This is a genomic window from Streptomyces hygroscopicus subsp. hygroscopicus, assembly GCF_030269125.1.
Classification (GTDB): Bacteria; Actinomycetota; Actinomycetes; order Streptomycetales; family Streptomycetaceae; genus Streptomyces; species Streptomyces hygroscopicus_C.
Genome location: NZ_BSSM01000001.1, coordinates 414,882 through 434,518 on the forward strand (window position 1 = coordinate 414,882; position 19,637 = coordinate 434,518).

Sequence of the window (19,637 nt, forward strand, 5' to 3'; positions counted from 1 at the left end):
CCTCGGTCTGCGTCGTCGTGAGGGGGCGTTTGTCTGCGGCGTGCGGTTCCTCGATGCGCCGTCACGCCTTCCCGTAGGCAGCGGACACGGCAGTGGGCGGGAACGGCAGCCGGTCGTCGTAGCCCGGCGACGCGGCGCAGCACTGCGTGGGTGCCGCTGTCACCGAGCCGAAGCGGAGGTCCGTCGGTTCGCCGCGGCTTGGGCAACCGGCCCGGCATCCGGGCGCTCACGTGCTTCCCGGCGAACGCGGCGTCCGATGCGGTGCCGCGCCACGCCTGCCGCCGAAGGGCCGAGGTCTCGTCCGCCTCGAAACTGCCGGATTGCGGGTCGGCCTACGAGGCATCAGCGGGCCTCAGCACAGAACGTTGTCCAGCCATCGTTCGAGCAGGGCCCTCTCACCGGTCACCGTCACGGAGGACCCCGCCTCGGGAATCCGGCGCTTGAGCAGCAGAAGGAGATCCGAAGCCGTTCCGCGGACAACCACGTCATCGCCGTCACCCGGTCGCCAGGCGGAGGTGGCCGGTCCTTGGGGAGTGCACACCGCCAGCCACCCTTCGTGACCGTCCACGTCCGTGGGCTGGAAGCGCAGTCGCTCGCCGTTGCCCTTCATGTTCGCCAACCGGGGGTCGAGGAACGGCGCCGCGGCAGGTTCACGGACATAAGCGAGCCACTGGTCGATGCTGTCGACCGCGAGATCGGTGTCGATGCGGAACTCCCGGGCGGCGAGCACTTCCGCGTCCGCCCGATGCAGCGATGTCTCGAGCAACGCCCAGCGGGCCCAGGTCCTCGCGCGCGGAGGGCAGAACTCCCGCCAGACGGCCGTGTCCGGTCCGGCCTCAAGGAGCGCGGAGGTCAGCCTCCGGGCCCCGTCGGTGATCCACTGCGACAGACGCCTTCGATCCACCGGATCGCCGAAGCTGTCGAGCGCGCGGAGCGTCAGCTGGTGGATCTGCTCGCTCCAGTCGCCGGAGAGGTCGCCGTCACCGCCACCGATCTCCAGCAGCGACACCCTCTGGGTGGCCCGGGTCTCGACAATGACCGCCGCCCACTCCTGGGCCTGGTGCACGTGCACCATGAGCTGACCGGCGGTCCATCCGGGGCAGGTCGGCACCGATTGCTCCAGGGGCACACCGTCCAGGGCGGCCACGAAGCTTTCGGTCTCCGAGAACACGCCCTCACACAGGCGTTTGAAGTCGATCGAGGACACTGAATGCCTCCCCACTTACGCACCGCCGAGTCGCGACGCTGGCTTTTGATCGTGATGACGTCATGTCGCTCCCGCACCACCGGTGCGGATACCGACTTGAGGGCGAGACTCCCGGAATCGCGGGACCGGACGAGGGCCCCTGGTGCACAGCCGGACCGCAGGCCGGCGGAGCGGCTGGTGAAACGCTGGGACAGGCGCGCCCCGCGGTTCGTGCGCGGCACGGGCGAACAGAACCTCGGTGGGCGTGCCCAGACGGGCAGGGCGTGGGGACACGCGTCGAAGAGATCCTCCCCGGGCCCGGCCGCCGCAGCTCGCCGTCGCGCTCGAAGCAGGAAGCCTCACCGTCCCGCCGCTCCGCTGCGCCGCTCTCGCAGCGCCCGTGCTGTGCGGGAGCACCCGTGCGGCCCGCGTCAGCCGCGAGTGCGGGGACGCCGCTGGGCGGCACTTCCCCCTCGATCACGCGGATGTCGGGCAGCCCGTCGTCCAGTCGTGAGTACGGCGGCACCCGGTACTGCCCGCACCCCGAGTCCGTCGGCACGGCCGGTCCCTCACGGAGCACGACGCCGTCGACGGTCACCCGGCCCGAGCAGGGGGTGAACGAGGCGGCGGTCTCAGCACGGGCCGGCGCACAGCGAGCCGTGCCGGTCACTGGTAGTGAGCGGACCTTGACCAGTGTCTCGGCGGTCACACCGGAGCAGCAGCCCAGAAGGACGTGGGCGCCCGTCCCGCGTACGCAGACGAGGCCGAGCCGTGAAAGAGGTGCCGCGTCGCCACCGGTACGGACGACTTCCGCCGAGGACGCCGCCCACGGACGCTCGCCCCGCGGCATCCCGCAGGCAAGGTCCCCCGTACCGGCTGGGACGATCGCCATGTCGGCGGCCGCGGGACCGTCGTGGCCGATCAATCCCGCCGTGACTTCTCGCACCGCACCGTCACCGCCCACCACCACGACGAGGTCGAGGCGGCGGACCGAGACGGCCGGCCGAGGCATGCTTGACCGCCTTCTCGGCGTCGCCTGGTGCCCGCCATCGAATGGTGACCCCCAGGGCGCGCCTGGAAGTGGAGGTTGCCTGTGCTGCCATGAAAGCGAGCTCCATATCGGGACGACGGAGGGAACGGAACGCGCCCTGTTGCCCGGACCCGCGGAACCCCGTCTCCGCGAGGGCCCCGGAAGGAGGACCCGGGTCACCGTGACATGGCACTTGCTCGTGTGTGGCGCGAAATGCGGCGTGACGACCGTCCCGGGCGGTTCGCGCCCAACCCTGCCAGGCAGCCCTGAGACGGCACTGACACGCGACTGACACGGCACTGACACGGCACTGACGCCGATGAGGGCAGCGCGCTCCACACCGCGGGAGAGGGGGCAGCGCTCACGACGAAGCCCCGATCGGGAGCCCGGCACGTGCTTCTGGCCATGACCGACCGGGCGTCGTTCACCCCCGACTGGAGGTTCAGGGTGTCCACTCGTCCGTCCGCGATCCCCGACCAGTACCCCGCCGCTCTGGCGAGCAGGCCAGGAGAGTGGCGCACAGGGTGGCCACCTGTGTCGCGGGCACGGGGCCTGGCTCCGGTCCCGCCCCACGTGGCATCCCCCGCCCTTCACGCCCGGCGGACTCCGGCTGGAGGTGTCAGGCGTGTGTCAGCGGCAGGTCAGTTCGGTGTGGTCCCATCTCGTGATGGCAGATCAACGCATCACGGAAATAAGTGATCTCCTGGAGATTCCGCTCTACGACCGGCGCGAAGCTCTGGAAGAGCTGGTGACACACGAACTGAAGTCAGCCCTGCTGATGGAAGACGACGAATACCTTGCGCCCGACTCCGTTTTTTTCGAACTGGGTCTGACGTCCCTGCAGTTGTCCGAGATCAAATACACCCTGGACAAGGTGCTCGGATGCGAACTCGAGGTCGCACAGCTCTTCAACAGGCCGACGGTCGAGCAGCTCGTCTCTTATCTGTCCGAGCATGTCATCGCCGACGCTTTCGCCGATCCCGATGAGGACCTCCACCGTTGAAGCGTCGCCGTCAGCCCACACGCGATCTCTGGGCGCCCTGACCGAAGAGCCCCACGGGGCGTGGCCCAACCCGACACGGAGACGGGACGTTGTCAAAAAACTCTGAGCTTTCCGAAGCGACCCCGAGCGACCTGCTGCGGAAGATCGACGAGCAGGACGCCGTGATCCGTGAGCTGTTGCTGGAGAAGCACGAACCGATCGCCATCGTGGGAGCCGGACTCAGGTTTCCCGGTGGTAACGAAAGCCTGCGGGATTTCGACGAGTTCCTCGCCAAGGGCCGGTCAGGCATCCGTCCCCTGCCCGAGAGCCGACGGCACATGCTCACCGGCTCGGATCCCGAGGACGCACAGCCGGTCATCGGCGGCTTCCTGGACGAGATCGACCGTTTCGACGCCGCCTTCTTCAACATCTCTCCTCGTGAGGCGGCCTACCTCGACCCGCAGCAGCGGATGGTCCTGGAGACCACGTGGCAGGCGCTGGAGAACGCCTCCATACCTCCGGGGGCATGGCGGCACCGTGAAGGCGGTGTCTATATGGGCGTCAGCTCCTTCGACTACGCACTGGACACCGCGGGCGTGCGCGCAGATGAGGTGGACAGCTACATAGGCACCGGTTTGTCGCACAGCAGCGTGCCGGGCCGGCTCAGTTACCTACTGGGCTGGCGGGGGCCGAGCATCAGTGTCGACACCGCGTGCTCCTCCTCACTGGTCGCGCTGCACCTGGCCGTGCAGGGACTGCGCAACAAGGAGTGCGGCATCGCCCTGTGCGGCGGCGTGAACCTGATACACAACGCGGTGAGCAACGGTGCGTTACGGGCGGCCAACATGTTGTCCCCCGACGGCCGGTGCAAAACCTTCGACGACTCGGCTGACGGGTACGCCCGCGGCGAGGGATGCGGCGTGCTCGTCCTGAAGCGTCTGTCGGACGCCGAACGCGACGGGGACGCCGTTCTCGCGCTCGTGCGTGGCACCGCGGTGCGCCAGGACGGTGAGAGCGCGGGCCTGACCGTGCCCAACGGACAGGCGCAGGAGCAGGTGATGGGGGCCGCGCTGGCCGCGGCCGGTCTCGAACCGGGGCACATCCAGTACGTGGAGGCGCACGGCACCGGCACACCATTGGGCGACCCGATCGAGATGGGCTCGATCGCCGCACTCTTCGCGGCATCGCACGACAAAGCCGCACCGGTGACGGTCGGTTCTGTGAAGACCAACATCGGGCACCTGGAGGGTGCCGCGGGAATGGCCGGTCTGGTCAAGACCGTTCTGCAGTTGCAGGCCGGCAAGTTCTACCCGCACCTCAATTTCGAGCGCCCCTCGGGGCGCATACCCTGGGAAAGGTACCCGGTCACGGTGCCCACGGGCGAGCTCACCTGGGAGGGCACCCCCCGCCGAGCGCTGGTGAACGGTTTCGGCTTCGCCGGGACGATTGCCACGGCCGTGCTCGAACAAGCTCCGGCTCACTGTGCCGGACCCGCCCTGGAGGGGCACGCCGAGTCGTCCGACCGTCATCCGGGGGCCGACGGGGAGCGGGGCCATGTCTTCACCTTGTCGGCGAAGAACGACCGCTCCTTGCGCTCGCAGATCCGGCGGTACCAGCAGTTCCTCACCGCCGACGCACCACCGTCCCTGGCCGACATCTGCTTCACTTCCAACACCGGGCGGGCTCACCACAAGGTGCGTCTGGCAGGAGCGGTCACCAGCCGGGAAGAGCTGGCGCAGCTGCTGGATCGGCGCCTGCACTCCGCCGGAGCGTTGCCCGTCGGCGGCGCGCGCAAAGCGGCCTTCCTCTTCTCGGGGCAGGGGTCGCAGTTCTCGGGAATGGCGGCGGCGCTCTACCGGCGCTTTCCTGTCTTCAGGGAGCGCGTCGACGAATGCGACCGGGTACTCCGCCCCCTGACAGGGCGTTCGATGCGGGACATGCTGGTCGGCGCCGACGACCACGGCGACGACATCCATCAGACCCGGTACAGCCAACCGGCCCTGCTCTGCCTGGAGTACGCGCTGGCGGAGCTGTGGACGGACTGGGGAGTGCGGCCCAGCGTGCTGGTCGGGCACAGCATCGGTGAGCTTGTCGCGGCGACGGTGGCCGGCGTCTTCTCCCTGGAGGACGGTGCCCGGATCGCCGCGGAACGCGGCCGGCTCATGCAGTCGGTCAGCACCCCGGGCGCCATGGCGGCCGTGGCGGTGGCGGCGGAGGAGATCGGCCCGCTGCTCGGCCCGTACGACGATCTCGCGCTGGCGGCGATCAACGCTCCCGACCAGTGCGTCGTCTCGGGCGGTTCGCGTTCGCTGGAAGCCCTGCTGGAGGATGCGCGCCGACGGGACATGCGCGTCAAGCGGCTCCCCGTCTCGCACGCCTTCCACTCACCGCTGATGGCGGAGGTGGCCGACGAGTTCCGCGCCCTGTTCGAAGGCATCCACTGCCGTGCCCCGCGCTTGCCCGTGGTATCGGCGCTGACCGGAAAGGTGGTCCGGGCCTCGGAATTCGCCGATCCGGCCTTCTGGGTGCGCCATCTGCTCGAACCCGTCGATTTCCTGGGCGCGGTACAAGCGGTCGAGCGCCGCGGTACGCACGCGTTCGTGGAGATCGGCCCCTCGGCCTCCCTGATCTCGCTCGCGCGCCGGTGCGTCACCAGGAACGACCATTTGTGGGCCGCCAGCAGCCGTGCGGGCGACGAGTACGGTGCGACCGTCGACCAGGCTGTCGCCAGCCTGTACATGGCCGGGCTGTCCGTCGACTGGGCCGCGTACCACCGGGGCACTGCCCACCGGCGCGTGGACCTGCCGACGTACACGTTCGATCGAAAGCGGTACTGGCTGCCGTCCGGCACCGGTCGGGCACCGAGTGCCTCTCCCGGTCCGCTGCCCGAGGCGCCGCCCGCCGCAGCCCTCGAAGAGGAGAGCAAGGCTGTGGCGCCCGAGTCGGCCGGGTGGCCGGCGGACGCGAACAACGGGGCGATCAACGAAGCGATACGCCGCGAGCTGGTGGCGATTCTCCGCTACCAGGACGTCGAGGACATCGAACCTGATGCGGATTTCGCCTCCTTGGGCCTTGATTCGCTCACGGCCGTCAGTCTGAAGAATCGGCTTGAGCAGGTGTTCGCCGTTTCGCTTCCGACGGCCGTGGCGTTCGAGCAATCACGTATCGATCTCCTGGCCGACTCCATCCGCAGTCTGCTGATCCCGTCGTCGCGATGAAGGGCGCCATGATGGACGCGAAGAAGACCGACACGCTCCACGCGGCTCTGGCATACCAGGCGGCCCGTCAGCCGGATCACCCGGCCATCCTGTGCGAAGGCCGCAGTCTCACCTACCAGGCGCTCCACCAGGAGAGCAACCGGGTGGCACAGGCGTTGCTCGCCTCACAGGTCGGCCGCGACTCCCGGGTGGCGTACCTGGGCAAGGAGTCGGAACGCTACTGGGAGCTCGCCTTCGCCTGCGCGAAGACCGGCGCGGTGCTGGTGCCCGTCAACTGGCGGCTGACTCCGGACGAGGTCCACCACATCCTGGCGGACTCGGGCACGGAGCTGCTGGTGGTCGACGAAGGCTGTCGAGCCGTCGCGGAAGGTGTGCGCGACCGGCTCGACCGCCTGCGGACCGTTGTTCTCGCCGACGACTCCGAAGGCGGGGGCGCGGGCTGGGTGGGCTGGACCGCACCGCACCCGGACACCGACCCGCGATCGGGCGGCGACCGGGAAAGCGCGGTGGTGCAGATCTACACGAGCGGCACCAGCGGGCGGCCCAAGGGTGTCGTGCTGCCGCACCGCAGCTTCTTCAACGTGGCCGAGGCCATGGAGCAGCACAGTCTCGACTGGTTCGACTGGCTGCCGGGCGACCGCAGCCTGATCGGGCTGCCGGGCTTCCACATAGGCGGCTTCTCCTACGCGATGCAGGGCTTCAACGCCGGGGCGACGATCGTCTCCATGCCCATGTTCGTCAGCTCGTCAGCTCTCAGACTCATCAGAGAACTGCGGATCACCACGGCGATCGTGGCGCCCGCCATGCTGCAACTGCTCTTCAACGAGCCGGATGCCAACCCCGCGTGCTTCCAGTCGTTGCGCAAAGTCGTCTACGGTGGCTCCCCCATCTCGGCGCCACTGCTTGAGCAGTGCATGAAGATGATCGACTGCGACTTCCTGCAGATCTACGGGAGCAGCGAGACAGGTAACTTCGCGGCCTGTCTGCCACCCGAGGACCACCGGCAGGGCAACCCCCGGCTGCTGGCCGCCGGCCGGGCGTACCCGGGCATCACGCTGCGGATCATCGACCGGGACGGCAAACCGTTGCCACCCGGCACGGTCGGCGAGGTCTGCGTGCGCTCGCCCGCCCGGATGCTGGAGTACTGGCGTCGCCCCGACGCCACGGCCGAGACCCTGGTCGACGGATGGATCCGCATGGGCGACGCGGGCTACCTCGACGAGGACGGCTACCTGTTCGTCAGCGACCGCGTCAACGACATGATCATCGTGGCGGGAGAGAACGTATATCCCGCCGAGATCGAGGCCGCGCTGTGCGCCCACCCAGCGGTCCTCGAAGTCGCGGTCGTGGGTATTCCGCACCCCAGGTGGGGTGAATCGGTGCACGCCCGAGTGGTCCTTGAGCCGGGCCGGCGCGTCACCCCCCGGGAGCTGATGCTGTCCCTGCGCGGCCGCATCGCCGACTTCAAGGTGCCCACCAGTTACGACTTCGCCGCGGCCCTGCCGAGGAATCCGAGCGGCAAGGTCCTGCGCAGGATGGTGCGCGGCGAACTCGCGGAGAAGACGCCGCGGGTCGGCCGCTGAGTACGGCCGGTATATCCACGTCGGCGCCCTCCACGGCGCGTGACCGGCGCATTTCGGTGTCCACAAAAGGTAGAAGCGTTTAGGGTTTTGCCGAGTTATTGGAAGTGTGTATCCATGAGGGAAAACAAACCTGATTTCACGAGTCAGCTGAATGCCTCTCTCGACATGATCGGCCTGTCGCTCGAGAACGCGGTCAGTGAGCTTTCGGTGACCGGCGCCGATCCGTTGCTCAACTCCACCCTCAAACTCGGGACCGCCATAGGCGTTCCTCTCCTGTCGGCGGCCGCCGGAGCGGCGCAGATCTGGCACGAGGCGACCGGCCGCAGCCAGCGGCTCAGCCTTGACCTACCGCAGGCGCTCCACTCTCTCACGCCCTATCTGGGCGCGGGGAACCGCCTCAACGGCTACGGTTCCAACATGGGTTCGCTGCAGGGCCTCGATGGCGGTCTCGCGCCCGCGGTCTTCGACTTCTACCAGACGGCCGACGATCGCTGGGTCATCCCCATCGCCTGCTACCCGCGGCCGAGTGATGAGTTACTGTCGCTCCTCGGCACCGCGCATACGCAGGAGCACATCCGGAGCGCCATCGCCTCCTGGAAATCCTGGGACCTCGAAGAGGCCGCCGCTGAGCGAGGAATTCCGCTCGCGGTGGTGCGCAGCCGCGAGGAGTTCCTGGCCCATCCGCAGGGCCAGGCGATCCAGGCAGAACCGCTGGTGTCGATCGAGAAGATCGGCGACGCGCCCGTAAAACCGCTGCCCGCCGGCGATCAGCCACTGTCGGCGCTGCGTTGTCTGCAGTTCACCCACATCTTCGCCGGTACCGCGATGGGGCGTACGCTGGCCGAACATGGCGCTGATGTGCTCCACGTGTGCGAGCCGCACGCCTTCGAACACGATCTGTGCTGGAATGAAACAGCTGTGGGCATCCGCTCCACCCGGTTGGAACTGCGCGAGGACAGCGGCGGCCGCCGCATGTTCGACCAGCTGCTCCGCGAGACCGATGTCTTCGTGCACAATCACCGGGCCTCGAAGCTGGCCCGGCTAGGGCTGACCCCAGAGGAGTGCGCGGAGATCTCCGAAGGGCTGATCTACTGCTCCATCCGCTGCTACGGCCATTCGGGCCCATGGAGTGAACGAGGCGGCTTCGACCACCAGGCGCAGGCGTTGGTCGGCATCAACTGGAACGAGGGGGAGGACGGGAGGCCGCAAATGCCCCCGGGCCGAATGCTCAATGACTACCTCGCGGCCTATTTCGCAGCGGCCGGTGTGATGGCCGCGACCCTGAAACAGGCGAGGGAGGGGGGCAGTTACCTCGTCCGTGTCTCCCTCGCCGGCTGCGCCAACTGGGCGTGGGAGCTCGGCACACTGGACAAGTCGGAAGTCGCCGCGCGGATCGGTACGGCGGCCGCTCCACCCGAGCCCGAGTGGTTGGTCCATCAGACCCCGCTGGGCGAGTTCCAGCACGTCGCTCCTCCGGTCCGGCTGAGCGAGACCCCCGCTGACTGGCGCCACGGGCCCGTCCTCGTACCCCGAGGGTCCTCCGCCCCCGTCTGGCGCGCCGACGGAGCCGCGGCGGCCCGCTCCCTCTCGTGAGCGTCGACGAACCGTCCGGACGAGAGGAACAGCGGCCGCGAGCCCGTGCCGGGCCCATGTGCCGGCGGCCGCGTCACCAGTGAGCCGCTGTCCCTTCTCGTGCTGAGCGTGGAGGTGCCCCGCGACCAGACGGCCTCGAACGCCTCCGCGCGTGGTTGCGCGGGGGAGGGATCACCGGGGATCTCGTGCTGGGCCATGGCCGGCTGTCAGTGCCGGATCACCCGTCAGGTGCACGCGTCGGCACGGGAGTACGGCCGGGCCCACGCGTGCGGGCGCGGCGCGCCGGATCCGCCCGGCCAAGCCCGCCGCGGTGCCCGAGCCGACCCAGCTCACGCTGATGTGAGGCGCCGCGGGGCCCCTCGGGGAGCGTTCGAGGGCTTCGCGCGGGCAATTGGGTCAACTATCGGCGGAACGCGTTCCGCGAAGGGCCCGCATCGGGACGATGCGGCGAGGACCGTGATCTCGCGGTTCGCTCGACCTCTCCGTCCCGGGAGGACCCATGACAAGACGCGCAGCCGTGCTGTGCGCGGCCGCCGCCGTCCTGGCCGGCTCGGTCACCGGTGTCCCCGCGCAGGCCGCCGCGCCCGCGCCGCTCACCTGGAAGAAGTGCGCGACCGCCGACTACCCGACGCTTCAGTGCGCCTCGCTGGAGGTGCCGCTGGACCACACGAACCCCTCCGGCCGGCGGATCACGCTCGCCCTGTCCCGCGTCCCGCACACCGCGCGGACCTCCGAGGGCCCGCTGCTCGTCAACCCCGGCGGCCCCGGCGGCAGCGGGCTCACCCTCGCGGGGTTCGTCGCCTCGGCGCTGCCGAAGGACGTGGCGGCGCGGTACGACGTCGTCGGCTTCGACCCGCGCGGGGTCGGCCGCAGCAGCCCGGCCCTCGACTGCGCGCCCGGCCATTTCAAGCCGGTGCGCCCGGACACCGTGCCGGACACGCCCGCCCTCGAACAGGCGAACCTGGAGCGCGCCCGGAGCTTCGCCGCCGACTGCGGCAAGCGGTACGGCGACGTGCTGCCGTACATGGACACCGTCAGCGCCGCACAGGACGTGGACGCCATCCGCGCGGCCCTCGGCGCGCCGCGGATCAGCTACTTCGGCTACTCGTACGGCACCTACCTCGGCGCGGTGTACGCCAAGCTGCACCCCGACCGGGTCCGCAGGCTGGTGCTGGACTCGGTCGTCGACCCGACCGGCGTCTGGTACGCGGACAACCTCGGCCAGGAGCGGGCCTTCGACGACCGCCACCGCGCGCTGATGGCCTGGATCGCCAAGTACGACGCGACGTACCGGCTCGGCAAGGACCCGGCGAAGGTCGAGGCCGAGTGGTACGCGATGCGGACGGCCCTGGCGAGGAAGCCGGCCGGGGGGAGGGTGGGCGCCGCCGAACTGGAGGACACCTTCATCCCGGGCGGCTACTACGACGGCTACTGGCCCGCTCTCGCGGAGGCGTTCGCGGCGTACGCGCACGACAAGGACACCGAGCCGCTGGTGGAGGCGTACGACGACCTCGCCGGTGCGGACACGTCCGGCGACAACGGGTACAGCGTCTACACGGCCGTGCAGTGCGGGGACACCGCCTGGCCGCGCGACTGGGCGCGGTGGCGGCAGGACGCGTGGGCGGTGTACGCGAAGTCGCCCTTCATGGCCTGGAACAACGCCTGGTACAACGCGCCGTGCGTGTTCTGGCCGACCGGCCGGACGCAGCGGCCGGACGTGGCCAACGACAAGCTGCCGCCGGCGCTGCTCTTCCAGGCGACGGACGACGCGGCGACGCCGTACGCCGGTGGCGTCGCGGCCCACCGGCTGCTGGCCGGTTCCCGCCTGGTGGTCGAAGAGGGCGGCGGCAACCACGGCATCACCCTCAGCGGCAACGCCTGCCTGGACAGGTACCTGTCCGCGTACCTGGCGGACGGCACGCTTCCCCGCGGCTCCGGCCCGGCCGACGCGGTGTGCGCCAAGTCCCCGGACCCGACACCGCCGTCGTCGAAGGCGGCGTCGCCGTCCGCCCGGGGCTCGGTCCTGCACGCTCTGCTGGGCTTCCGGGGCTGAGGACCGGCCGCCGGGGGCCGGCGGCGGGGGGCGCCGAGGAGGCGAGCCGCCGCCCCCGCCGGCTCACGGCGGTCGACCGGCGCTCCGGCGAGCGGAGTCGCCGACGGGCGGAGCGGTCCGTGATGGGATGGGCTCCATGAGCGAACCGATCAGGATCAGCGCCCCCGCCGGTGTCGCGCCCGCGGCCCAGTACAGCCACGTGGTCACGGCGACGGGCCGGCTCGTCGCCGTCTCCGGCCAGTTGGCCCTGGACGAGGACGGCGAGCCGGTCGGCCCCGGCGACCCCGTGGCCCAGGCCCGCCAGGTCTTCGAGAACCTGCGCCGCTGCCTGGCCGCGGCGGGCGCGGGCTTCGAGCACGTGGTGAAGCTGACCTTCTTCGTCACGGACATGGCCCACATGCCGGCGATCCGCGCGGCCCGTGCGGCCCACATACCCGACGACCGCCTTCCGGCGTGCTCGGCGGTCCGGGTGGCCGGTCTGGTGAGCCCGGACTTCCTGATGGAGATCGAGGCCCTGGCGGTGGTCCCGGCCACCGACCCCGCCTCCGCCACGGCCTGACACGCCCCGCCGCCGGGCGCCGCCCGCCTCCGGCCCCCACGGGTTCCCGGAACTTCGGGGTACTCGGCTCCCATGGTGAAACCGCATCTTCCAGGACGCAGGGACCGCGACGACGAGCCGGGGCCCCGGGTGCCGTCGCCCGAGGAGGCCGGACCGGGGCGGGAGGTGGACGAGAGGGCGCCGCAGTCGCCGGCGCAGCTGCCGAGGACCGCGTGGAGGGCGGTGTTCAAGGGGAGCCTGAAGGAGTTCAGGAAGGACGAGCTGACCGATCGGGCCGCGGCGCTGACCTACTACTCGGTGCTGGCCCTGTTCCCCGCGCTGCTGGTGCTGGTCGCCCTGCTCGGCATCACCGGCCGCTCGACCACCGACCGGCTGATGGCCGACATCGGGAAGCTCGCCCCCGGCTCGGCCCGGGACATCCTCACCCGGGCCGTCGGGCAGTTGCAGAACACCGCCGGTACCGGCTCGGTCCTGGCGGTCGTGGGCATCGTCCTGGCCCTGTGGTCGGCGTCCGGGTACGTCGCCGCCTTCATCCGCACCGCGAACGCCGTCTACGACGTACCGGAGGGGCGCTCGGTGTGGAAGCTGCTGCCGGTGCGCCTCGGGGTCACCGTGGCGCTGATGCTGATCGCCCTGGTCTGCTCGGTGATCGTGGTCTTCAGCGGCGGCCTGGCCCGGCGCGCCGGCCAGGCGCTCGGCATGGGGGACGCGGCGCTGACCGCGTGGTCGATCGCCAAATGGCCGGTGCTCGTCGTCCTCGTCGTCCTGATGATCGCGATCCTCTACTGGGCGTGCCCGAACGCGAAGGTCAGGGGCTTCCGGTGGATCACCCCGGGCAGCTTCCTCGCCCTGGTCATCTGGATGGCCGCCTCCGCGGGCTTCGCGATCTACGTGGCGAACTTCTCGTCGTACAACAAGACCTACGGCACCATGGCGGGCGTCATCATCTTCCTGATCTGGCTGTGGATCACCAACCTGGCGATCCTGCTGGGCCTGGAGTTCGACGCCGAGACCGCGCGGCAGCGGGCCATCGCCGGTGGTCATCCCCCCGAGTCCGCCGGCCCGTACGCGGAGCCCCGGGACACGGCCAAGTGGGACGAGGACGACGTCCGCCGTATGACAGACAGCTGATCGGCACCCGCGCGCCGGATGCGCGGGAGCGGTGCGCGGGACGTGCCTCCACTGCTCCTTGTCCACTCCCCCGGCCCGCTGCCAACCTCGGCCTCGGGCCACTGCGAGCACGATGTGTCAACAGCCGGTGACACCACGCGGTCGGCAAGAGGGGCAGGGCATGGCGATCAAGTCCAGGGGCGTGGTGGCCGCGATGGCCGGTGTGGCGGTGCTGGCCGCCGCGTCGGCCGCCACCGCGACGGCGGCGCAGACCTCGCGGCCGTCCGGGGCCGCGGCCTCGTGCGGTACGAGCATCGACCCCAACACGCGGATCCCGAGCGGGCGTCGGCACAACGGCCCCACCCTGCGGATCGGCGGGGCCACGGTCAGGGTGCGGTACGGCAACGCGAGGCAGGGCGCGCCGTACTACGTGTGGGCGGCGATCTCCGGCGCGGCCAGGGGTGACACGGTCGCACTGGAGTGGGACGTCGACTACGGGTCGTGGGCGGATTTCGGGGTCTGCTCGGCGACCGTGCACTCGGGGGGCAGCCAGAACACCCGCGCGGTCAAGTACGTGCACGGCAAGGGCTGGCACCTGGAGGCGCAGGCGTGCGGGCGGCACGCCGGACACCGGGTGTGCACCGCGTACTGGCCCTGACCACGGCGGGCGACGAGCCGGACGGACACGGGCGGACCGCAGGGCGCACGGTCCCCGGAAGCGGCAGGGCGTACGGGTCCGTGATCTCACGAGCCGCGGGCCCGGCACCGGATCGTCCGGCCCGCCCTGCCCGTCGTCACCCGGTCCGTTTCTCCTTCGGAAGCCGCGCCAGCGCGTGCACCGCCGCCTCCGCGAGCGCCGGATGGGCCAGGGCCTCCGAGAGGACGCGCCGGGCACGGGCGTCGCCGAGGGTGCCGAGACCCTCCACGCAGGCGAGTGCGACCCGTCGGTAGGGATCGTGGGGGCGCAGCCGGCGTTCCAGGGTGGTGATCAGCGCGGGCACGGACTCGGGGGCGCGCAGGGCGACCAGGAGCCGCACCGGATGCAGGGCGTAGGCGACGCGGAGTTCGTTGGTGGCGAGGGCGGCGGCCGCGCGCGCCGTGCGGGGGTCGCCGAGCCGGGCCAGCGCGTGCGCGGCGCCGGCACAGCGCGGCGGGTCGCGGTGGTTGAGGAGGAGCACCAGGGACTCGAAGGCGCGCCGGTCGCCCGCGAGGCCGAGCCGGAAGGCGGCCAACTCCCTTGCCCAGAGCGGCTGTCCGGGCGCGGTGAGGACCTCGGCCAGCTCGTCCGGGTCCTCGGTCGCCAGCAGGGCCTCGAAGGCCGCCGAGCCCCCCGACTCCTGTCGTAAGCGCTCCGTGAGCGATCGCAACTCTTCGTCCACGGCTTCAGGTTAGGCGGGTTACGGGGGCAACGGGAGGGACCCGGCGCACAAAGAACCCGATGGGGGCTAGCGCGCTCGTTACCCACCGGTTAAGCTCATACGAGCGAGCAACCTTCTCGCATCCGCTGACGACGGTCTGGTGACGCGGCCGTCGTGGGCAAGGAAGCCGCGGTACCCCCGTGCGCCTCGTGCGCCGAGTACCGCAGGTACGACCCGGCTTCGGGACAGGGCCGGTCGGAACATCGCCGCTGCCGGGCGTGTGCACGCCCGTCGGCACCGGCACCGGGCGTGTGCGCTCGTCAGCCCGGCAACACCCGCACTCCTTTCCGCTCCGTGGTGCGCCCTCCCGGCGCACCCGGACGCGTTCCTCGTCGTCACCCTCATCTCTGGAGTCCCGCGATGGCCACTCCCCTGTCCGACACCCCTCTGTCCCTCAAGAAGATCGCCGTCGTCGGCCTCGGCACCATGGGCACCGGCATCACCGAGGTCCTCGTGCAGGCCGGCCGCGAGGTCGTCGGCATCGACGTCAGCGAGGCCCAGGCCGCTCGGGCGCGGGCCGCCCTGGAGGCCTCCACCGCCCGCTCGGTGGAGCGCGGCCGGCTCACCGAGGCCGAGCGCGCCGACGCCCTCGCCCGGCTGCGCACCTCCACGGACCTGGCCGCGGCGGCCGACGCCGACCTCGTGATCGAGGTGGTCCCGGAGTCGTACGAGATCAAGCACCAGATCATCCGCGAGCTGGACGGTGTCGTCCGCCCGGAGACCATCCTCGCCACCGGCACCAACGCGCTGTCCGTGACCCGGCTCGCCGCCGACTCGGCGCGTCCCGAGCGGGTGCTCGGACTGCACTTCTTCAACCCGGCCCCGGCGATGAAGCTGGTGGAGGTCGTCTCCTCGGTGCTGACCGCGCCGCAGGTCGTCGCCGCCGTCACGGACCTCGCGATCGAGCTGGGCAAGGAGCCCGTCGCGGTCGGCGACCGCCCCGGCTTCGTCGCCGACGGCCTGCTGTTCGGCTACCTCAACCAGGCGGCCGCGATGTACGAGGCCCGCTACGCCTCCCGCGAGGACATCGACGCGGCGATGCGGCTGGGCTGCGGCCTGCCGATGGGCCCGCTCGCGCTGCTCGACCTGATCGGCATCGACACCGCGCGCACCGTCCTGGACGCCATGTACGCCGAGTCCCACGACCGGCTGCACGCCCCGGCCCCGATCCTCAAGCAGCTCAGCGAGGCCGGTCTGACCGGCCGCAAGGCCGGGCGCGGCTTCTACACCTACGAGGCGCCGGGCAGCGCCACCGTGGTGCCGGACGCGCTGACCCCGGCGGCGGACGGTGCGGCCACCCCGGGCCGCGAGGTGCGCTCGGTGGGCGTCGCCGGCTCCGGCACCATGGCCTCCGGCATCGCCGAGGTGTTCGCCAAGGCGGGCTACGACGTCGTCCTGGCCGCGCGCAGCGAGGAGAAGGCCGAGGCGGCGAAGGCCCGGATCGGCAAGTCCCTGGCCCGTTCCGTGGACAAGGGCCGGCTGACCGCCGAGGCGGCCGCCCAGACCCTGGACCGGATCACCCCGGCCGGCTCCTACGAGGCGTTCGCGGACGTCGACCTGGCCGTCGAGGCGATAGCCGAGGACCTGGAGATCAAGCAGCAGCTGTTCCAGGCGCTGGACAAGGTCTGCAAGCCCGGCGCGGTGCTCGCCACCACCACCTCCTCGCTGCCCGTCGTCGCCTGCGCCCGCGCCACCTCGCGCCCGCAGGACGTGATCGGCATGCACTTCTTCAACCCGGCCCCGGCCATGAAGCTGGTCGAGGTCGTGCGCACCGTGCTGACCGCCGACGACGTGCACGCGACGGTCCGCGAGGTGTGCCGCAAGATCCGCAAGCACGCCGTGGACTGCGGCGACCGGGCCGGGTTCATCGTCAACGCGCTGCTGTTCCCGTACCTGAACAACGCGGTCAAGATGGTCGAGGAGCACTACGCGACGCTGGACGACATCGACGCGGCGATGCGGCTCGGCGGCGGGTACCCGATGGGCCCGTTCGAGCTGCTGGACGTGGTCGGTCTGGACGTCTCGCTGGCCATCGAGAAGGTGCTGCACCGGGAGTTCCGCGACCCCGGCCTCGCCCCCGCCCCGCTCCTGGAGCACCTGGTGGCCGCGGGCTGCCTCGGCCGCAAGACCGGCCGCGGCTTCCGCGAGTATGCCCGCCGCTGACGGCGTCGGCGACTGGTCCCCCGCGGAGACGGACTGGGGCGGGCTGCTCGACCCCGCCCTGGCGCCCCCGCCCGGCCCTTCGGGGCCGGGCGGGGCAAACCGGGCTCCCGCACATGGCGCCGCGTCCATGCAGTACGTTCGGGTCATGTCCCAGCCCGCCAAGTCCTCACGTACACCAGCTACGCCCGACGCGCCGGAAAGTGCCGCAGGCAGCCGCGCCGCCGCCCAGCGGCTCAAGATGCGCCGAGAACTGGCGGCCGCAGCCATGGAGCTGTTCGCGACCAAGGGGTACGAGGCCACCACCGTCGACGAGATCGCGGCCGCGGCCGGCGTCGCCCGCCGCACCTTCTTCCGCCACTTCCGCTCCAAGGAGGAGGCGATCTTCCCGGACCACGACGACACCCTGGTCCGCGCCGAGGCGGTCCTGAACGCCGCCCCGGCGCACGAGCACCCGCTCGACACGGTGTGCCGGGGCATCAAGGAGGTCATGCGGATGTACGCGGCCCAGCCGGACATCTCCGTGGCCCGCTACCGGCTCACGCGCGAGGTGCCCACCCTGCGCGAGGCCGAGATCGCCTCCGTCGCCCGCTACGAACGCCTGTTCACCCGCTATCTGCTCGGCCACTTCGACGAGCGGGCGCACGCCGACGACGCCAACGACGATCCGCTGCTGGCCGAGGTCGCCGCCTCCGCGGTGGTCACCGCCCACAACCACGTGCTGCGGCGCTGGCTGCGCGCGGACGGCCAGGGCGATGTGGAGACGCAGCTCGACCACGCCTTCTCGATCGTCCGCAGGACCTTCGGCACCGGCATCGGCGCCGGCCGGAACACGACCGCCCGCCCGGCCGCCACCGCCCCGGCGACGGCCTCCCCGCACGGCGAGGTGCTCGTCACCGTCGCCCGCACCGACGCCCCCCTCGAAGAGGTCATGCGCACCATCGAGGAGGCGCTCAAGGAGCGCTGAGTCCGTTCTCCCGCTGTGACGACGGCCACCCTTCGGGGTGGCCGTTTTGCCATGTCAGGGGCCCTTTTCGAAGGGATTTCGCGAACCGTTCGATCGATCATCGCTCATTTGTTACGTAAAGATTTCATCTGAGAGGAAGTTCTGGCACTCAGTGCCTTGTCACCTGACACGCGGTGTCATACGTTGAAGGAAGTCCGGGCGGCCGGCGAGCAGCGACCATTCGTTCGCCGGCTGTCCCCGCAAGCCCACGGCCTGCGCGCCCGGACGCCTGCGTCACAGGCAACCTCCCGCGCCACAAAGCGCTGCCGAAGCACCACCGAGCCGAACCTACGGCACTTTCACCAAAACCCTCAGCAGCACGCATCCCAGCACCGACGAACCCCCAAGCGCCCCTCCCTCAGGGCGCTCACCGCCGGAGGCAACACCGTGACCGTGAAGGACATCCTGGACGCGATCCAGTCGAAGGACGCCACGTCCGCCGACTTCGCCGCACTTCAGCTCCCCGAGTCGTACCGGGCGATCACCGTGCACAAGGACGAGACGGAGATGTTCGCGGGCCTCGCGACCCGCGACAAGGACCCCCGCAAGTCGATCCACCTGGACGACGTCCCCGTGCCCGAGCTCGGGCCGGGTGAGGCCCTGGTGGCCGTCATGGCCTCCTCCGTCAACTACAACTCGGTGTGGACCTCGATCTTCGAGCCGCTGCCGACCTTCGGCTTCCTGGAGCGCTACGGCAAGCTCAGCGAGCTGACCAAGCGGCACGACCTGCCCTACCACATCATCGGCTCCGACCTCGCGGGCGTCGTCCTGCGCACCGGCCCCGGCGTCAACGCCTGGAAGCCCGGTGACGAGGTCGTCGCCCACTGCCTCAGCGTGGAGCTGGAGTCCTCCGACGGGCACAACGACACGATGCTCGACCCCGAGCAGCGCATCTGGGGCTTCGAGACCAACTTCGGCGGCCTCGCCGAGATAGCCCTCGTCAAGTCCAACCAGCTGATGCCGAAGCCGAACCACCTCAGCTGGGAGGAGGCGGCCGCCCCGGGCCTGGTGAACTCCACCGCCTACCGGCAGCTGGTCTCCCGCAACGGCGCCCAGATGAAGCAGGGCGACAACGTCCTCATCTGGGGCGCGAGCGGCGGGCTCGGCTCGTACGCCACGCAGTTCGCGCTGGCCGGCGGCGCCACCCCGATCTGTGTGGTCTCCAGCGAGCAGAAGGCCGAGATCTGCCGGAAGATGGGCGCCGAGCTGATCATCGACCGCAGCGCCGAGGGCTACAAGTTCTGGAAGGACGAGCACACCCAGGACCCGAAGGAGTGGAAGCGCTTCGGCAAGCGCATCCGCGAACTCACCGGCGGCGAGGACGTGGACATCGTCTTCGAGCACCCCGGCCGCGAGACCTTCGGCGCCTCGGTGTACGTCACCCGCAAGGGCGGCACCATCGTCACCTGCGCCTCCACCTCGGGCTACCAGCACGAGTACGACAACCGCTACCTGTGGATGTCGTTGAAGCGGATCGTCGGCTCGCACTTCGCGAACTACCGCGAGGCGTGGGAGGCCAACCGCCTGGTCGCCAAGGGCAAGATCCACCCCACCCTGTCGAAGGTGTACTCCCTGGAGGACACCGGCCAGGCCGCCTACGACGTCCACCGCAACCTGCACCAGGGCAAGGTCGGCGTGCTGTGCCTCGCGCCCGAGGAAGGCCTCGGCGTGCGCGACGAGGAGATGCGGGCCGAGCACATCGACGCCATCAACCGTTTCCGGAACATCTGAGAGCCCTC

14 protein-coding genes are annotated in these 19,637 nt (G+C 70.6%); 11 read left to right on the top strand and 3 right to left on the bottom strand.

All coding sequences use genetic code 11. The annotated features are described in order from the left end of the window. Positions 1-352: 352 nt before the first annotated feature. Entirely contained in the window at positions 353-1,207 is an 855-nt protein-coding gene (locus QSK45_RS01730) for a maleylpyruvate isomerase family mycothiol-dependent enzyme (RefSeq protein WP_285552468.1), read from the bottom strand. Continuing rightward, on the bottom strand, positions 1,176-2,198 hold the full coding sequence (locus tag QSK45_RS38285) for a diacylglycerol kinase family protein (RefSeq protein WP_490993491.1): 1,023 nt from the start codon (positions 2,196-2,198) through the stop codon (positions 1,176-1,178). The genes QSK45_RS01730 and QSK45_RS38285 overlap by 32 nt, the downstream gene beginning before the upstream one ends. 685 nt (positions 2,199-2,883) lie before the next feature. Here QSK45_RS38285 and QSK45_RS01735 point away from each other — a divergent pair. The 8 genes from QSK45_RS01735 to QSK45_RS01770 all read left to right on the top strand — a co-directional run bounded on the left by QSK45_RS01735 (position 2,884) and on the right by QSK45_RS01770 (position 13,972). Beyond that, positions 2,884-3,219 carry an acyl carrier protein gene (locus tag QSK45_RS01735; protein WP_285552470.1) on the top strand — a complete coding sequence of 112 codons (336 nt, stop codon included), beginning with the start codon at positions 2,884-2,886 and terminating at the stop codon, positions 3,217-3,219. Between the two features lie 89 nt (positions 3,220-3,308). Then, positions 3,309-6,416, top strand: a complete 3,108-nt coding sequence (locus tag QSK45_RS01740; protein ID WP_285552471.1) for a type I polyketide synthase — start codon at positions 3,309-3,311, stop codon at positions 6,414-6,416. Next, positions 6,413-7,999 carry a long-chain-fatty-acid--CoA ligase gene (locus QSK45_RS01745; protein ID WP_285552473.1) on the top strand — a complete coding sequence of 529 codons (1,587 nt, stop codon included), beginning with the start codon at positions 6,413-6,415 and terminating at the stop codon, positions 7,997-7,999. The genes QSK45_RS01740 and QSK45_RS01745 overlap by 4 nt, the downstream gene beginning before the upstream one ends. Before the next feature lie 114 nt (positions 8,000-8,113). Further along, positions 8,114-9,592 carry a CoA transferase gene (locus QSK45_RS01750; protein ID WP_285552476.1) on the top strand — a complete coding sequence of 493 codons (1,479 nt, stop codon included), beginning with the start codon at positions 8,114-8,116 and terminating at the stop codon, positions 9,590-9,592. 499 nt (positions 9,593-10,091) lie between these two features. Further along, positions 10,092-11,645 (top strand): alpha/beta hydrolase, encoded by a 1,554-nt coding sequence (locus tag QSK45_RS01755; protein WP_285552478.1) that lies wholly within the window; start codon positions 10,092-10,094, stop codon positions 11,643-11,645. 136 nt (positions 11,646-11,781) lie between these two features. Further along, positions 11,782-12,204 carry a RidA family protein gene (locus tag QSK45_RS01760; RefSeq protein ID WP_285552480.1) on the top strand — a complete coding sequence of 141 codons (423 nt, stop codon included), beginning with the start codon at positions 11,782-11,784 and terminating at the stop codon, positions 12,202-12,204. 72 nt (positions 12,205-12,276) lie between these two features. Further along, the gene (locus tag QSK45_RS01765) at positions 12,277-13,335 is read left to right on the top strand and encodes a YihY/virulence factor BrkB family protein (protein ID WP_285552482.1); all 1,059 of its coding nucleotides are present in this window, start codon (positions 12,277-12,279) and stop codon (positions 13,333-13,335) included. Positions 13,336-13,495: 160 nt separating this feature from the next. Further along, positions 13,496-13,972: a hypothetical protein gene (locus tag QSK45_RS01770; protein ID WP_285552484.1), complete on the top strand. Its 477-nt coding sequence runs from the start codon at positions 13,496-13,498 to the stop codon at positions 13,970-13,972. 136 nt (positions 13,973-14,108) lie between these two features. Here QSK45_RS01770 and QSK45_RS01775 read toward each other — a convergent pair whose 3' ends face one another. Beyond that, on the bottom strand, positions 14,109-14,693 hold the full coding sequence (locus QSK45_RS01775; protein ID WP_285552486.1) for an adenylosuccinate lyase: 585 nt from the start codon (positions 14,691-14,693) through the stop codon (positions 14,109-14,111). 399 nt (positions 14,694-15,092) lie between these two features. On the opposite strand from QSK45_RS01775, the gene QSK45_RS01780 reads away from it, so the two are divergent. The 3 genes from QSK45_RS01780 to ccrA all read left to right on the top strand — a co-directional run bounded on the left by QSK45_RS01780 (position 15,093) and on the right by ccrA (position 19,629). Further along, entirely contained in the window at positions 15,093-16,895 is a 1,803-nt protein-coding gene (locus QSK45_RS01780) for a 3-hydroxyacyl-CoA dehydrogenase family protein (RefSeq protein ID WP_285552488.1), read from the top strand. Positions 16,896-17,040: 145 nt separating this feature from the next. Further along, positions 17,041-17,859 (top strand): TetR family transcriptional regulator, encoded by an 819-nt coding sequence (locus QSK45_RS01785; protein ID WP_285552490.1) that lies wholly within the window; start codon positions 17,041-17,043, stop codon positions 17,857-17,859. 432 nt (positions 17,860-18,291) lie between these two features. Then, a complete protein-coding gene (gene ccrA, locus QSK45_RS01790) occupies positions 18,292-19,629 on the top strand; it encodes a crotonyl-CoA carboxylase/reductase (protein ID WP_285553366.1) in 1,338 nt (445 codons plus the stop codon). Positions 19,630-19,637: the final 8 nt, after the last annotated feature.

Excerpts from the sequence above, each read along its gene's own strand:
- QSK45_RS38285 (WP_490993491.1), bottom strand. The coding sequence starts at position 2,198 with ATGCCTCGGCCGGCCGTCTCGGTCCGCCGCCTCGACCTCGTCGTGGTG.
- QSK45_RS01735 (WP_285552470.1), top strand. The coding sequence starts at position 2,884 with ATGGCAGATCAACGCATCACGGAAATAAGTGATCTCCTGGAGATTCCG.
- QSK45_RS01745 (WP_285552473.1), top strand. The coding sequence starts at position 6,413 with ATGAAGGGCGCCATGATGGACGCGAAGAAGACCGACACGCTCCACGCG.
- QSK45_RS01750 (WP_285552476.1), top strand. The coding sequence starts at position 8,114 with ATGAGGGAAAACAAACCTGATTTCACGAGTCAGCTGAATGCCTCTCTC.
- QSK45_RS01755 (WP_285552478.1), top strand. The coding sequence starts at position 10,092 with ATGACAAGACGCGCAGCCGTGCTGTGCGCGGCCGCCGCCGTCCTGGCC.
- QSK45_RS01760 (WP_285552480.1), top strand. The coding sequence starts at position 11,782 with ATGAGCGAACCGATCAGGATCAGCGCCCCCGCCGGTGTCGCGCCCGCG.
- QSK45_RS01765 (WP_285552482.1), top strand. The coding sequence starts at position 12,277 with ATGGTGAAACCGCATCTTCCAGGACGCAGGGACCGCGACGACGAGCCG.
- QSK45_RS01770 (WP_285552484.1), top strand. The coding sequence starts at position 13,496 with ATGGCGATCAAGTCCAGGGGCGTGGTGGCCGCGATGGCCGGTGTGGCG.
- QSK45_RS01780 (WP_285552488.1), top strand. The coding sequence starts at position 15,093 with ATGGCCACTCCCCTGTCCGACACCCCTCTGTCCCTCAAGAAGATCGCC.
- QSK45_RS01785 (WP_285552490.1), top strand. The coding sequence starts at position 17,041 with ATGTCCCAGCCCGCCAAGTCCTCACGTACACCAGCTACGCCCGACGCG.